This window comes from Streptomyces sp. NPDC048255 (genome assembly GCF_040652415.1).
In the GTDB taxonomy this organism is placed as follows: domain Bacteria; phylum Actinomycetota; class Actinomycetes; order Streptomycetales; family Streptomycetaceae; genus Streptomyces.
Genome location: NZ_JBEZMA010000001.1, coordinates 1 through 13,947, shown reverse-complemented (window position 1 = coordinate 13,947; position 13,947 = coordinate 1). Strand labels below are relative to the sequence as shown.

Sequence of the window (13,947 nt, the reverse complement as noted above, 5' to 3'; positions counted from 1 at the left end):
GATAAAAGCAGGCGGTCATCTCAACGTCAAGTGTCTTAACGTTGAGATATCTTGAGGGGGAGCGCGCGGGGTAGGGCGGAAGCCGGGAGCGACGGAACCTCGACGGGTCCCGCCGCCCGACGGGACCCCACAGAACCGACAGAAGAGGAAGAGGACGCCACGATGGGCGATGCAGTGGACGTGATCGTCGGCCAATGGGCGAAGGAACGCCCCGACCTGGCCGCGGGCCTGTGGTCCGTCGAGGTACTGGCCCGCATCCAGCGGATGAACCGGATCATCGAGAAGCAGATCAAGAGCTTCGCCGCCGAACGGGACCTGGAGATGGGCGAGCTGGACATCCTCTTCACCCTCCGCCGCTCGGGCCCCCCGTACGCCATGACGGCCGGCGCCCTCATCCCCGCCGCCATGGTGACCTCGGGCGCGATCACCAACCGCATCGACCGCATGGAGGCCAAGGGCCTGGTCGAGCGGGTCCGGGACGGCAAGGACCGCCGTACGGTCCGGATCCGGCTGACCGAGCAGAGCCTCGTGCTCACCGAGGCGCTGATGACCGACCACCTCGACCACTACGCGGAACTCCTCGCCCCGCTGGACGCCACCACGTGCGCCACGGTCGCCACCGCCCTCCGCACCCTCCTGGAAACCCAGGGCGACACCTCGATCACGTAGGGGGCGCCTTGTCGATCAGGCCGGGCGCGGGTCTCGCCTGACCGCCAGCCTCCAGTGCCGTCCGGTGCCAGGCGGGCCGTGGGGGTGGTGCGGTGCCGTGCGGCTCGTCCGGTGCCAGGCGGGCCGTGCGGGTCGTCCGGTACCAGGCTGGCCGTCCGGCCCGTCCGGCCCGTCCGGCCCGTCCGGTGCCGTCCGGGCCAGGCGGGTCGTGCGGTGCCGTTCGGGACGTGCGGGTCGTGCGGCCAGGCGGGCCGTCCGGGTCGTGCGGTGCCAGGACGGCGCGGCTGGGTGCGGCCGGTGCCAGGACGGCGCTTGCCGGGTGCGGCCGGCTCCCCGCCGGGCCCGCCTCCCCGCGAGACCCGCCGGGGGCGGCGCACGCGCGGTCCGGCTCGGCGCAGCCACCCCGCCCGGGCTGGGCTGACCGGCGCAGCCGGGGCTCGGGCGCCGAAATCCGTTCCTGCTCCCCGCAGGGGGCCAGGCAGAATTGGCCGGTGCGGTATCTGATCCTGGGCGTCACCGAGGCGCGCGACGAGACGGGCGCCCCCCTTCCCATCGGCGGCGCCCGCCTGCGCGCGCTGCTGGCCGCGCTCGCCCTCCGCGCCGGCGGCCCCGCCGCCTCCGTCACCGACCTGGTCGACGAGGTCTGGGGCGACGAACCGCCCCAGGACGCCCCCGCCGCCCTGCAGGCCCTCGTCGCCCGGCTCCGCCGCGCCCTCGGCGGCCGGGATTCCGTCCGGGCCGACCCCGCCGGGGGCTACCGCCTCGCCGCCGACCGCGACGAAGTCGACCTGCACCGCTTCACCCGGCTGGCCCGCCAAGGCGCCCGCGAGCTGGCCACGGACCCCGCCACCGCGGCCGGAACCCTCCGCCGCGCCCTCACCCTGTGGCGGGGCCCGGCCCTCGCCGACCTGCCCGAGCCCGCCCGTACCGCGTACGCCGTCGCCCCCGAGGCCCACCGCGCCGCCGCCCTGCGCGACCGGATCGAGGCCGACCTGCGCCACGGATCCGCTCCGGCGGCCCTCCTGCCGGAGATCGAGGCGCTGATCCACGAGCACCCGTACGACGAACCGCTGCGCGCCCAGCAGGTGCGCGCCCTGCGCGCCGCCGACCGCCACGCCGAGGCGCTCGCCGCATACGAACGCACCCGCCGCACCCTCGCCGAAGGGCTCGGCACCGACCCCGGCCCCGAACTCGCCGCCCTGCACGCGGAACTCCTCCGGCCCGGGCCGCAGCCGAAGCCCCGCCCGGAGCACACGGAGCACAGGGAGCACACGGAGCACCCGGAGCACACGGAGCACCCTCAGGATCTCCAACACCCAGAGCACCACCAGCACCTCCAGCACCCGCAGTCCGGCGGCAACCTCCGCCCCCGCCTCACCTCCTTCGTCGGCCGAGAGCCCGAACTGGCCGCCCTCCACACCGACCTGGCCCACCACCGCCTCATCACCCTCACCGGCCCCGGCGGTTCCGGAAAGACCCGCCTCGCCGAACACGCGGCCGCCGCCCACTCCGCATCCGGCTGGATCGTCGAACTCGCCCGCCTCGACCACCCCGCCGCAGTCCCCGGCGCCGTCCTCAGCGCCCTCGGCCTGCGCGAGAACTCCCTGGTGGCCCGCGAGAAGACCACCGCCGACGACCCCACCGCCCGCCTCGTGGAGCACTGCGCGCACCGCCGCCTGCTCCTCCTCCTGGACAACTGCGAGCACGTCATCGGCGCCGCCGCCGAGCTCGCCGAACGCCTCCTCACGCACTGCCCGGGCGTCCAGATCCTCGCCACCAGCCGCGAACCCCTCGGCGTACCGGGCGAGACCGTCCGCCCCCTCGAACCGCTGCCGCCCGACCCCGCCCGGCAGCTCTTCGCCGACCGCGGTGCCTCGGCCCGCCGCGGCTTCACCCCCGCCGAGGCCCCCGCCGCCGTCGCCGAGATCTGCGCCCGCCTGGACGGGCTGCCGCTCGCCATCGAGCTTGCGGCAGCGCGGCTGCGGCTGCTCACGCCGCGCCAGATCGCCGACCGGCTCGACGACCGCTTCCGCCTGCTGACCAGCGGCGCGCGGACGGTCCTGCCGCGTCAGCAGACCTTGCGGGCCGTCGTCGACTGGTCCTGGGACCTGCTCGACGAGGCCGAACGCACCGTGCTGCGCCGGCTGTCGGTCTTCGCCGGTGGCTGCGACCTCGGCGCCGCCGAAGCGGTCTGCGCCGACCCCTCGTACGACGTCGCCGACATCCTCGGCTCCCTCGTCGACAAATCCCTCGTCCTGGCCGAGCCGGCCGCGGAACCCGGTGACGGCATGCGCTACCGCATGCTCGAAACCATCCACGAGTACGCCGCCGAGCGCGCCGCCGCCGACCCCGTGGACCGGGCGGCCACCGCCCGCCGCCACACCGCCCACTTCCTGGCCTTCGCCGAGGAAGCCGAACCCCTCATGCGCTCCGCGGCCCAGCTCCCCTGGATCCGGCGCACCGAGACCGAGCTGGACAACCTCCGCGCGGCCCTCCTGCGCACCCTCGAAACCGCCGAGTCCGAAACCGCCGAGTCCGAAACCGCCGAGTCCGAAACCGCCGCAAGCGAAAGCGCCGAGGCCGCCGCTGCCGAAACGCCCGGACCGGCCGCCACCGAGACCGCCCAGCGCCTCGCCTTCGCCCTCGGCTGGTTCTGGTGGCTGCGCAACTACCGCACCGAGGGCGCCGCATGGGCCACCCGGGTCCTCGCCGTCACCCGCGACGACGCCCCCGAGGGCTCCGCGGAGTACTGGCGCCACATGCGGCTCCTGGTCCTGCACATCTTCCTGATCGCCGAGGTCCAGCCCGCCGAGGACTTCCGCAACCCCGAGGCCCGCGCCCGCACCGCCCGGATCCAGACGGCCTTCCGCCGCGGCTCCCCGGAGACCACCCGCTTCCCCGGAATGCTGTGGCCCATGACCGGCTACCTCTCCGACGACGCCCGCGAGGTGCACGCCGACCTCGACCGGGCCGTCGAGAACTGCCGCCGCCACGCGGGCGACTGGGAACTCGGCGTCACGCTCATGCTCCGCACCCACGTCGCCATCGACATCACCGGTGGCCTCCCCACCGTCGACGCGGACCTCGCCGAACTGCACGAGATCGCCCGCCGCTCCGGCGACCGCTGGACCCGCGCCCAGGTCGCGAGCGCGGCCGGAGAGGTCGCGCTGTCCCGCGGCAGGTACGACTGGGCCCGTGCCGAGTACGAGGAATGCCTGCGCCTGGCCCGCGAAGTCGGCGCCCACATCGAGGCACCGTTCGCCATCGCCCGGACCGCGGAGGCCGTCTACTGCACCGGGGACACGGAGGGCGCCGAGCGGCTGCTCGCGGAGGCGGAAGCCGAGGCCGAGCGACACGGCGTCGCCGACGTGTGCGCCTTTGCCCGGCTGCTGTCGGGACAGATCGCCCTCGGCCGGGGTGAGACGGACCGGGCACGGACCGCATGCGACACGGCCCGGGAGCAGGGCGGGCAGATAACCGTCCCCCCGCAGTTCAACGCTGCACTGGCCGATCTGGAAGCCGCCGTCACCGCCCGCGAACACGGGCCCTCGGCCGGGCTCGCCGTGCTCGGGCCCGCCTTCGCCACCGCCGTCACCGCGCACTGCGCGGAACGCGTCCTTGCGGGGCTGGCCGAGACCGCCGCCCTGCTCCTCGCCGCCGCCGATCGCCCCGCCGAGGCCGTACGGGCCCTCGCGGCGGCCACCGCCTGGCGCGCGGGCAATCCCCGCTCGGTCCCCGAGGCCGCCGCCGTCGGGGGTCTCCCGGACCGGGCCCGCACCGCGCTCGGCGCGGACCGCCACGCCCGCGAGGAGGCGGCCGGGGCGGCGCTCAGCCCGGCGGCGCTGGCCGCCGCGCTCAACGGCAGCTGATCACCGCGTCGGCCCAGCTCGCCAGGGTCGGCAGACTGCCCTGCCCGACCCGCTCCACCACCAGCCGCAGGCTCGTGCGCCCGGCCAGCGGGACCTGCACGGCCACGGCCGGATCCCGGTGTCCCAGGGCTCCGGACTGCCACAGCCGCTGCCCGTCGGCGTATACGGAGAACCGCACCGTGCCGTCGGTGAACAGCGACAGGCCGTCCACCCCGGCCCGCGCCGAGAAGGCGGTGCACTGCCGGTTCAGGGTGATCTCCACCGAGGAGCGGGAGTTCACGGTGATGCCCTGCGCGAACCGCCGGTCCCCGACCTCCAGCCCCCAGCGCTGCCACACCCAGCTGCTGCGCCAGGTCTCCACCTCGGGGCTGCTGTGGTCCCCGTAGGCCGACTGCCCGAGCCGGGCCAGCTGGAAGCCCTGCGGGGGCTGGGGCGGACTCGGCTTCGGCGAGGGCCTGGCCGGAGAGGGCGTGGGCGAGGGCCTCTCCCGGCTCGGCGAAGGAGACGGCGAGCGGGAGGGGGACGGGGACGAGGAGGGTGGGGGAACGAGGGCGGCCGGCTTCGAGGGCGACGGGGACGCCTTCCGCGGCGGTACGGAGCTCCGCGCGGGCGGCGGCTCCTCCCCGGGCGGACTCGGCTCGGGCGAGGACGGGGCGGGAACCTCCGGCACCGCCGGCGCCGCCGCACTCGGCGCTGGCTTCGCCCGGGCCTGCGGCTCGGCATCGTCCCCGGCCAGCGCGAACACCACCCCGGCGGCCGCGGCGACGGCGATCCCGGCGGCGATGGCAGCCTTGGCGGGCAGCCCGAGCCCCTCGGAGACCACGGCTCCGCCGGCCCCCGACCCGGCCCCACCAGCCCCACCGGCCGCACCCGCACCGCCCGCAGCACCACTGGCGGCGCCACCAGCAGCACCCGCCCCCGCAGCCCCACCGGCACCGGCTCCCGCGCTCGACCCACCAGCGGCAGCCGCAGCGGCCCCGGCGCCACCCGCGGCGACGGCACCCCCGGCCACCACTCCGGCCGCCTTGGCCGCGTACCCGGCGGCGAACCAGCCGATGACCGCGACCGGAAGCAGCGCGGGAATCCCCGCGTTGACGTCCTTGAGCTCCCCGGCGGCCAGCCGGCACTTCGCGCACTCCTCCAGGTGCTTGCGCAGCCCCCGCTCCGCCCGCATCCGCAGCCCGCCCCGCGCATAGGCGCCGAGCCGGTCCGCGTACCGCGCGCAGTCCCCGCCCTCGCTCAGGGCGGAGCTCACATGGGCTTGCAGGTACGCCTGCTTGAGCCCCTCCCGCGCCCGGCTGGCCAGGACAGCGGTCGCGTTGGCGCTCAGCCCGAACAGCGGCGCGATGGCGCTGGGCGAGGCCTCCTCGACGGTGGTGTGCCACAGCACGGCCTGCCACCGCTCGGGCAGGCTCCGGAAGGCCTGCATGGCCAACGACTGCTCGGCCTCCCGCATCGCCCGGACGTCCGCGCCGAGTTCGAGGGTGTCGTCCCCCGACAGCCCGGAGATCCCCGCTCCGCTCTCCACGCCCGTGGCCGCCTGCTCCGCGAACACCGCGAAGTCCTCGACGAGATGCTCCCGCCTGGCCGTCTTCGCCCAGGCCGCCGCGACCCTCCGTACGGTGGTCAGGAGGTAGGCCCGCACCGACTGGTCCGGCCCGGCCCCGCCCCGTACCGCCTGCAGCGTCCGCGCGAACACCTCGGCGGTCAGGTCGTCGGCGGTGTGGCCGTCCCGGCAGCAGGTCCGCGCGTAGCGCCGTACGGCATCGGCATGGCGACGGAACAGCTCCTCGTACGCACCGTCGTCACCGCCACGCATCCGGGCGATCAAGTCCGCGTCGGAAGGCGCCGGCTCGCCCCCGGAACCCGCGAGGACCCCGGAACCGGCACCGGCCGTGGCGTCGGCCCTTGAGGAGCGGGCATGCCGTCCACCCGGTTCGCGCTGCGCCGGGACCTGACGGGCGGGCAGGCTGCCCGCCTCGACCTCGCCGCCGACGTCACCGAATGGTTCGTCCCGCCCGTCAACGCCCATCGAGGCAGCCCCCGCACGACACACTCAACCGGTACACCGATCAAGCGTGTCACACGGCGGACGCACGCCGAGGCCGTCTCCGTCGCATCCACTCATCCGGGCACAATTCGGCGGCGCGGCGACAACACCGCACCAGCCCTCACCCGTTAGAGAGCCAAGATCCGGCAGAGAGCCAACACCCGGCAGAGGGCCAGGCCTCTCGAGGAGCAGGCCCCTCGAGAGGTCGGACAGCCGCGGGACCGAACACCCGCACAGGCACCGCACGGTCAGGCACCGCACGGTCAGGCACCGCACGGTCAGGCACCGCAGGGTCAGGTACCGCACGCTCAGGCACCCACAGGGTCAGGCACCCAGAGCGTCAGCCGCCCATCCGGTCAGCCACCCACACCACCAGGCTCAGCCCCTCACACGGTCCTGGAGCGCAGCCCTTCGAGCAGGATGTCGAGCAGCCGGGTCGAAGCCGCCGCCTGCTGCGCCGGGTCCGGCAGCGCGGGCGCGGCCGTAGCTATCACCAGCAGCACATCGGCCACCGTGACGTCGGCGCGCAGTTCACCCGCCTCCCGGGCCCGGTCCACCAGCCGGCCGACGACCTCGAGCAGCGCACCCGCACCCGAGTCGTCCGCGGGCTCGTCCTCGACCGGAGCCCGCGTACCGACGACCCGCAGCTCGGGAGCCGCCCCGGCGACCACGGCCTGGCGCTGGTGCGGAACCCGCGCCGCCTCGGCCTCCTCGACGCCGTCCTCGCTCGCCGAGCCGACCCGCAGCACCTGCGGCGGCAGCAGCCGCCCGGCACCCGAGGCCACGGAGGTGCGCAGGAAGCGCGAGAGCGCCTGCCACGGCTCCTCCTCCTGGCCGAGCGCGGTCCTGGCCTGCTCGGTCAGCCGAGCGGTCTCTTCCTCGGCTATCCGCCGGACCAGGACGTCCTTGCTCGGGAAGCGGCGGTACACCGTGCCGACGCCGACCCGCGCCCGCCGGGCCACGTCCTCCATCGGAGCCCCGTAGCCCAGCTCGCCGAACACCTCACGTGCCGCTCGCAGGACGTGTTCGAGATTGCGCTGGGCATCGACGCGCAGCGGCGTGGAGCGGCCCACGCCGTGCGTCGTGCTGCCGCCCGCGACGACACGACCGTTGCTCTCGACCGAGAGCGCGGTCGCAGAACCATGGAAATCGGAAATGTTCATATGTTTCCCCCGGTAATCATTTGTCTCCCCCCGGAGACACTCCCCGCCTTCGTGTCGAGGGGGGCCACGGTCATGAGGGCCCTGGTCCTACTCCTCGACGAGATACGAACATAGTTGAGCCAGAGTCAATTCAGAAGAGGCAGCCCCGGACGGACCACCGCCCGATCGGAGCATTCACCCCCATTTTTCCGTCCAATGCCCGCGGAACCACCCCCTCCGTACCCTCTGACCTGCGCATTTTGACTCCGCCTCAAGGCCCGCGACAACCCCGTCCCGGCACTCTCTCCGGTCACACAATTTGTCGGGCCTGTGGACAAACTCCCAGCCACGTTGCGTCATGGGGTGGTGAAGGCTGCTAACTCCCGGGGCACGGCCCCCGGCACCCCGCCCCGGACGCGCATCCTCATCGTCGGCGGCGGCTACGTCGGCATGTACACGGCCCTCCGGCTCCAGAAGAAGCTCAGAGCCGACGAAGCCGAGGTCACCGTGCTCACCCCCGAGCCGTACATGACCTACCAGCCCTTCCTCCCCGAGGCAGCCGCCGGGTCGATCTCCCCGCGCCACGTCGTGGTCCCGCTGCGCCGGGTCCTCGGACGCTGCCGCATCGTCATCGGCGAGGCCCACCGCATCGACCACGCCAAGCGCACGGCCACCGTCACCACCCTCGCCACCGAGGACGAGGGCACCGGCCCGGTCGAGATCGCCTACGACGAACTCGTCCTCGCGCCCGGCTCCATCTCCCGCACCCTCCCCGTCCCGGGACTCGCCGACTACGCCATCGGATTCAAGACCGTGGAAGAGGCCATCGGCCTGCGCAACCACGTCATCGAACAGATGGACATCGCCTCCTCCACCCGCGACCCCGCCCTCCGCGACGCCGCCCTCACCTTCGTCTTCGTCGGCGGCGGCTACGCGGGCGTCGAAGCCCTCGCGGAACTCGAGGACATGGCCCGCTACGCGGCGCGGTACTACCACAACATCAAGCCCGAGGACATGAAGTGGGTGCTGGTCGAGGCCAGCGACCGGATCCTCCCCGAGGTCGGCCCCGAGATGGGCGTGTACACGGTCCGCGAACTGCGGCGCCGCAACATCGACGTCCGCCTGGAGACCCGTCTCGACTCCTGCGAGAACAGGGTGGCCGTCCTCAGCGACGGGGCCCGCTTCCCCACCCGCACCGTCGTGTGGACGGCCGGCGTCAGACCGCACCCGGTGCTGGCCGCCTCCGACCTGCCCACGAACGAACGCGGCCGCCTCACCTGCACCGCCTTCCTCACCGTCGAGGGCGTGGAGCACGCCTTCGCGGCCGGCGACGCGGCAGCCGTCCCCGACATCACCGCCCCCGAGGACGCCACGGGCCCCCGCCGCGAATGCGCCCCCAACGCCCAGCACGCCGTCCGCCAGGCCAAGGTCCTCGCCGACAACCTGATCGCTTCCCTCCGCGACGAGGTCCTCACCGAGTACGCCCACAAGTACGTCGGCTCCGTCGCCTCCCTCGGCCTGCACAAGGGCGTCGCGCACATCTACGGCCGCAAGATCAAGGGCTACCCCGCCTGGTTCATGCACCGCGCGTACCACCTCAGCCGCGTCCCCACCTTCAACCGCAAGATGCGCGTCCTCGCCGAATGGACCCTCTCCGGTCTCTTCAAGCGCGAGATCGTTTCTCTGGGTTCCCTCGAACACCCCAGGGCAGAATTCGAACTGGCCGCGGGTGGCGGCCCCAAGACCCCACCACCCCACCCCGCCCCCGACCCCCCGCAGGACAGCCAGGGCTGACGTTGTCAGTGCGGTCGGCCACACTGGACGTGTGACCATAGGTGGGCTCACACCTGCACAGAGTGACATCGTCCAGTGACCGACCACGAGCGACACAGCGACCACTTGCGACACCACGAGGCTTGAACGCAGTGAACTTCACGCGCTGGAGCGCCCGGTTTCCCGGAACGCAGCGCCGCGCCGCCGCCCGGACCGAACACGCCGCAGCCCAGGCCAAGCGGGGCGAAGGCTCCGTCCCGGCCGCCCGCGGCGGCCGCGCCGACCCCGGAAGCGAGCGGTCCGCGGACGCGGCCCCCGCCGACCCCACGGTCTGCGGGACCGGCACCGGCACGGGAGCCACGACCGGACCCAAGACGGGATCCAAGACGGGACCCAAGACCGGAGCCGGAAGCGCCCACGCCGCGCGGCCGGACGTCCTCGCCGCCGTGCCCTCCCTCGACGAGCTCTCCGTACGGGAGGTCCTCGGCCGGCTCCCGGCCCTCGTCGCCCTCGTCCACGGCCCCGAGCACCGCGTCGCCTACGTGAACGACGCCTACACCGCCGGCTTCGGCACCCGCACCACCGGCGCCCCCGCCCACGAGGCCCTCCCCGAACTCGGCGAGCTCGGCCTCCTGCCGCTCCTCGACCAGGTCCAGCGCAGCGGCAAGCCCCGTACCGCCAAGAACCGCACCGCCCCCGGCGGCACCAGCTCGTACACCGTCACCTGCACCCCCGTCGAGTTCCCCAAGACCGACACCGCGAGCGACCCCGAACCGCACCACACCGGCGTCCTGGTCCACCTCGCCGACGTCACCGACCACGCCGAAGCGGTCGAACGGCTCCGCGCCAGCGAACGCCGCCAGCGCGAGGCCGCCGTCACCCTCCAGCGCTCCCTCCTCCCGCAGGAGCTCGAACAGCCAGACGACCTCCGCGTCGCCGCGACCTACCAGCCCGGCGGCACCGAGGCCGCCGTCGGAGGCGACTGGTACGACGTCATCACCCTCGGCGCCGGCCGCACCGCCCTCGTCATCGGCGACGTCATGGGCCGCGGGGTCCGGGCCGCCGCCGTCATGGGCCAGCTGCGCACCGCCGTCCGCGCGTACGCCCGCCTCGACCTGCCCCCGCACGAGGTGCTCCAGCTCCTCGACGGCCTCGCCGCCGAGATCGACGCCAGCCAGATCGCCACCTGCGTGTACGCGGTCCACGACCCCAACGAGGGCCTGCTCGCGTACGCCTCCGCCGGCCACCTCCCGATCCTGGTCCGCGACGAGGACGGCACCGTACGCCGCGCCGCCGACCCCACGGGCCCGCCGCTCGGCACCGGCGGCTGGCTGCACACCTCCGGCACCATCGCGCTGGGCCCCGGTTCCACCGCCGTCCTCTACACCGACGGCCTCGTCGAACGCCGCGGCGAGGACATCGACGAGGGCGTCGCCGCCCTGGAACGCGCCCTCTCCGGCGCCCAGGGCACCCCGGCCGTCATCTGCGACCGCCTCATGCGCGCCCTGGGAGTCGACGCCGACCACGACGACGACGTCGCCGTGATGGTCCTCCAGCAGCCGGCCCGCACCGGCCAGGACGCCGAGCTCTTCCACAACGCCGCCCTGGAGCTCCTCGGCGGCATCGAGGCGGCCCCGCGCGCCCGCGCCTTCGCCCAGGGGGTCCTCGCCTCCTGGCGCTTCCCCGTCGAACTGTGCGACCTCGGGGTCCTGGCCGCGAGCGAGCTCGTCGCGAACTCCCTCCAGCACGGCACCCCGCCGATGCGCCTGCGACTGCGCCGCACCGACCGCCGCCTGATCATCGAAGTCACCGACGGGGACGACCACCTCCCCCGTCGGCGCCGCGCCGAACCGGCCGACGAGACCGGCCGGGGCATCTCGATCGTCGCCACCATCGCCTCCTCCTGGGGCTCCCGCCGCACCCCGGGCGGCGGCAAGGCCGTCTGGTGCGAGTTCGCCCTGCCGGACAAGTAGTCCGGACACGCGGAAGGCCCCGATCCACAAGGACCGGGGCCTTCCGCATACCTGGCTACAGGCCGTCCGTACACGCCATCCGTACGCGCCTCACGCGTGGGCGGGCTCCGCGACCGCTGCCGTGGCAGCCTTGGCCGCCACGGCCGGGCCGCCCTGCGCCACGACCCTCGACAGCGAGGGGTTGTCCTGCACCGGCGTCAGCTGCTTGCCGAGCCGCAGCGCCAGCCAGGCGATCCCGAGCGAGACCACGACGAAGACCCCGATGTAGAGCATCGGAACGCCCGCCCCCAGCGGCACCCCGAGCGGCCCCAGGGCCAGCGCCATCTGCTTGACCAGTGCGAAGGCCGAGTTGTACTGGCCCACGGAGCCCTCCGGCGCCAGATCGGCGACCAGCGGCGCCAGCGTCGGCGACAGCATGGCCTCGCCGATGCCGAAGAGCGCGTACGTGGTGATGAACGCGGCGGCGGCCATCACCGCGCTGCCGTGCCCCAGCCCCGAGAACCCGGCGATGACCCAGGCCACGGTCCAGATCAGCCCGACCAGCGCGATCACCCGGGACCGGCGGCGCTTCTCGACCAGCCGCAGCACCACGAACTGCGCCACGACGATCGCGCCGGTGTTGGCGGCGAGCGCGAAGCCCAGCGTGGAGGGCGAGATCCCGGCGGCCTCGGTACCGAAGGCGGCGAGACCGGACTCGAACTGCCCGTAACAGGCGAAGAAGATCACGAAACCCAGAACCAGCAGCTTGACCATGGCCTGGTGCCGGAGCAGCCGCTTCCAGCCGCTGCCGCCCGCCTGGGACGGGTCCTTCGGCGTCGCGTCCTTGATGACCGGCGCGTGCGGCATCCGCACGGTGAGGATGACCCCCGCCAGCACCAGGAACATCACGGCCTCGATGCCGAACAGCAGGGTGAAGCTCCCGGGCCGGGTCTCGTCGACGATCTGGCCGCCGATGAGACCGCCGATGCCCAGGCCCAGGTTCTGCATGAAGAACTGGAGGGCGAAGGCACGGGTCCGGGTGGACGGCGTGGAGCACCACACGATCATCGTGGCGAGCGCCGGCTGCATCACGGCCTGTCCGGCGCCGAGTGCCAGGGCGGACAGCAGGATGGGCACCACGCCGGTGGAGAGCCCGAGCGCGAGCGCACCCGCCGACGCGGTCACGGCCGCACCGATGACCACGGGGACCGGACCACGTCGGTCGATCACCCGTCCGGTGAGGGGCAGCGCGACGAGAGCGCCCAGAGCGAAGGCCACGAACGCACTCGTGGCCGCCATGGACCCCAGACCTCGCACCTGCGCCACATAGATGTAGAGGAACGGAACCGTGAAACCGATGCCGAACGCGGTCAGCGCGTTCCCGGCCTGGATCCGCCGCATCGCAGCGCCCATCACCTTGGTCACTTCTCACCTGCCTTTGAGAGCCGAAGACTGAAGACTTCAGAACTTCATACCTAAACTTCGATCCTTAACTCTACACATCGAAGGAGTTAGACGCCAACGGGCTCGTGCCATACTTCGACCCATGGGTGACACCCCCGACGGCACTACGCCCGTCCACGAGCCGAGCCTCGACGAGCAGATCGCCGTCTACCAGCGCGAGTTCCAGGACCTCGACCCCCAGGTCGAGAAGGTGGTCTCGGCGCTGAGCCGGCTGAACCGCCGCATGAACGTCGCGTACGGACGCCAGACCGCGGCCCTGGGCATCAGCAACGCGGAGTGGGAAGTCCTCAAGGCTCTGGTCATCTCGGGCGCCCCCTACCGGATGGGCCCGAGCGAACTGGCCAAGCAGCTCGGCCTCACCCCGGCGGCGATGACCCACCGGATCGACCGCATGACGGCCGAAGGCCTGGTCACCCGAGAGCGGGACGAGAACAACCGGGTCCGCGTGATCGTGGAGCTCACCGACGAGGGCCGCAGCAAGTGGCTCGACGCGATGCGCGCCGCCACGGTCTTCGAGGAGGACCTCCTCCAGGACCTCTCCACCGCGGAACGCGGGGTGCTGGGCGACATGCTCACCCGCCTCCTGGACCGCGTGGAAGACCTCCAGTCGCCGAGCTGACCCGCGGGTTTGACACGGCCGCCGAGGATCCGTAAGGTTCTTCGAGTTGTCCCAGAGCCGGACGGTTTTGGCGACAGCGAATCCCGCCGCCTCGTTGCGGCACCCAACTCAGCACGATCTCCCACCGGGAACGAATTCGGCATGCCCGAATTCATTTCCGAAGGCCGATTATCGGTCGCCGCGGAAATCCGCTAGAGTTCGGGAGTCGGAAGGGCCCAACAGCCCGGAAGACAAACCCCGCTGACTGGGGGTCAGGCCCGAAAGGATCTGATAGAGTCGGAAACGAAGAACGAAGCCCGGAGGAAAGCCCGAGAGGGTGAGTACAAAGGAAGCGTCCGTTCCTTGAGAACTCAACAGCGTGCCAAAAATCAACGCCAGAAGTTGATACCCCGTCCACTTCGGTGGATGA

General features: G+C 73.1%; 8 protein-coding genes. 5 read left to right on the top strand and 3 right to left on the bottom strand.

Annotation, left to right across the window (positions count from 1 at the left end):
- Positions 1-162 precede the first annotated feature (162 nt).
- On the top strand, positions 163-669 hold the full coding sequence (locus AB0D94_RS00040) for a MarR family transcriptional regulator (RefSeq protein WP_362043631.1): 507 nt from the start codon (positions 163-165) through the stop codon (positions 667-669).
- A gap of 491 nt (positions 670-1,160) precedes the next feature.
- Complete coding sequence (locus AB0D94_RS00035; protein WP_362043629.1) at positions 1,161-4,538, top strand: BTAD domain-containing putative transcriptional regulator; 3,378 nt, start codon at positions 1,161-1,163, stop codon at positions 4,536-4,538.
- On the opposite strand, the gene AB0D94_RS00030 is transcribed toward AB0D94_RS00035, so the two are convergent.
- Together AB0D94_RS00030 and AB0D94_RS00025 are read right to left on the bottom strand one after the other, a co-directional pair.
- Positions 4,525-6,570, bottom strand: a complete 2,046-nt coding sequence (locus AB0D94_RS00030; protein ID WP_362043627.1) for a sigma-70 family RNA polymerase sigma factor — start codon at positions 6,568-6,570, stop codon at positions 4,525-4,527. The genes AB0D94_RS00035 and AB0D94_RS00030 overlap by 14 nt on opposite strands.
- Positions 6,571-6,974: 404 nt before the next feature.
- Entirely contained in the window at positions 6,975-7,751 is a 777-nt protein-coding gene (locus AB0D94_RS00025; protein ID WP_362043625.1) for a helix-turn-helix domain-containing protein, read from the bottom strand.
- 342 nt (positions 7,752-8,093) lie between these two features.
- On the opposite strand from AB0D94_RS00025, the gene AB0D94_RS00020 reads away from it, so the two are divergent.
- Both AB0D94_RS00020 and AB0D94_RS00015 read left to right on the top strand, forming a co-directional pair.
- On the top strand, positions 8,094-9,524 hold the full coding sequence (locus AB0D94_RS00020) for an NAD(P)/FAD-dependent oxidoreductase (RefSeq protein WP_362043623.1): 1,431 nt from the start codon (positions 8,094-8,096) through the stop codon (positions 9,522-9,524).
- A gap of 131 nt (positions 9,525-9,655) precedes the next feature.
- Positions 9,656-11,476: an ATP-binding SpoIIE family protein phosphatase gene (locus AB0D94_RS00015; RefSeq protein ID WP_362044397.1), complete on the top strand. Its 1,821-nt coding sequence runs from the start codon at positions 9,656-9,658 to the stop codon at positions 11,474-11,476.
- A gap of 90 nt (positions 11,477-11,566) precedes the next feature.
- Here the strand turns inward: AB0D94_RS00015 and AB0D94_RS00010 are convergent, their stop codons facing one another.
- Positions 11,567-12,868: an MFS transporter gene (locus tag AB0D94_RS00010; protein ID WP_362044395.1), complete on the bottom strand. Its 1,302-nt coding sequence runs from the start codon at positions 12,866-12,868 to the stop codon at positions 11,567-11,569.
- 133 nt (positions 12,869-13,001) lie between these two features.
- Here AB0D94_RS00010 and AB0D94_RS00005 point away from each other — a divergent pair, with 133 nt between their 5' ends.
- The gene (locus AB0D94_RS00005) at positions 13,002-13,538 is read left to right on the top strand and encodes a MarR family transcriptional regulator (protein WP_266935367.1); all 537 of its coding nucleotides are present in this window, start codon (positions 13,002-13,004) and stop codon (positions 13,536-13,538) included.
- Positions 13,539-13,947 lie beyond the last annotated feature (409 nt).

What these genes read in the sequence shown, in the direction of transcription:
- AB0D94_RS00030 (WP_362043627.1), bottom strand. Translation starts at nt 6,570, where the DNA reads ATGGGCGTTGACGGGCGGGACGAACCATTCGGTGACGTCGGCGGCGAG.
- AB0D94_RS00005 (WP_266935367.1), top strand. Translation starts at nt 13,002, where the DNA reads ATGGGTGACACCCCCGACGGCACTACGCCCGTCCACGAGCCGAGCCTC.
- AB0D94_RS00025 (WP_362043625.1), bottom strand. Translation starts at nt 7,751, where the DNA reads ATGAACATTTCCGATTTCCATGGTTCTGCGACCGCGCTCTCGGTCGAG.
- AB0D94_RS00040 (WP_362043631.1), top strand. Translation starts at nt 163, where the DNA reads ATGGGCGATGCAGTGGACGTGATCGTCGGCCAATGGGCGAAGGAACGC.
- AB0D94_RS00010 (WP_362044395.1), bottom strand. Translation starts at nt 12,868, where the DNA reads ATGGGCGCTGCGATGCGGCGGATCCAGGCCGGGAACGCGCTGACCGCG.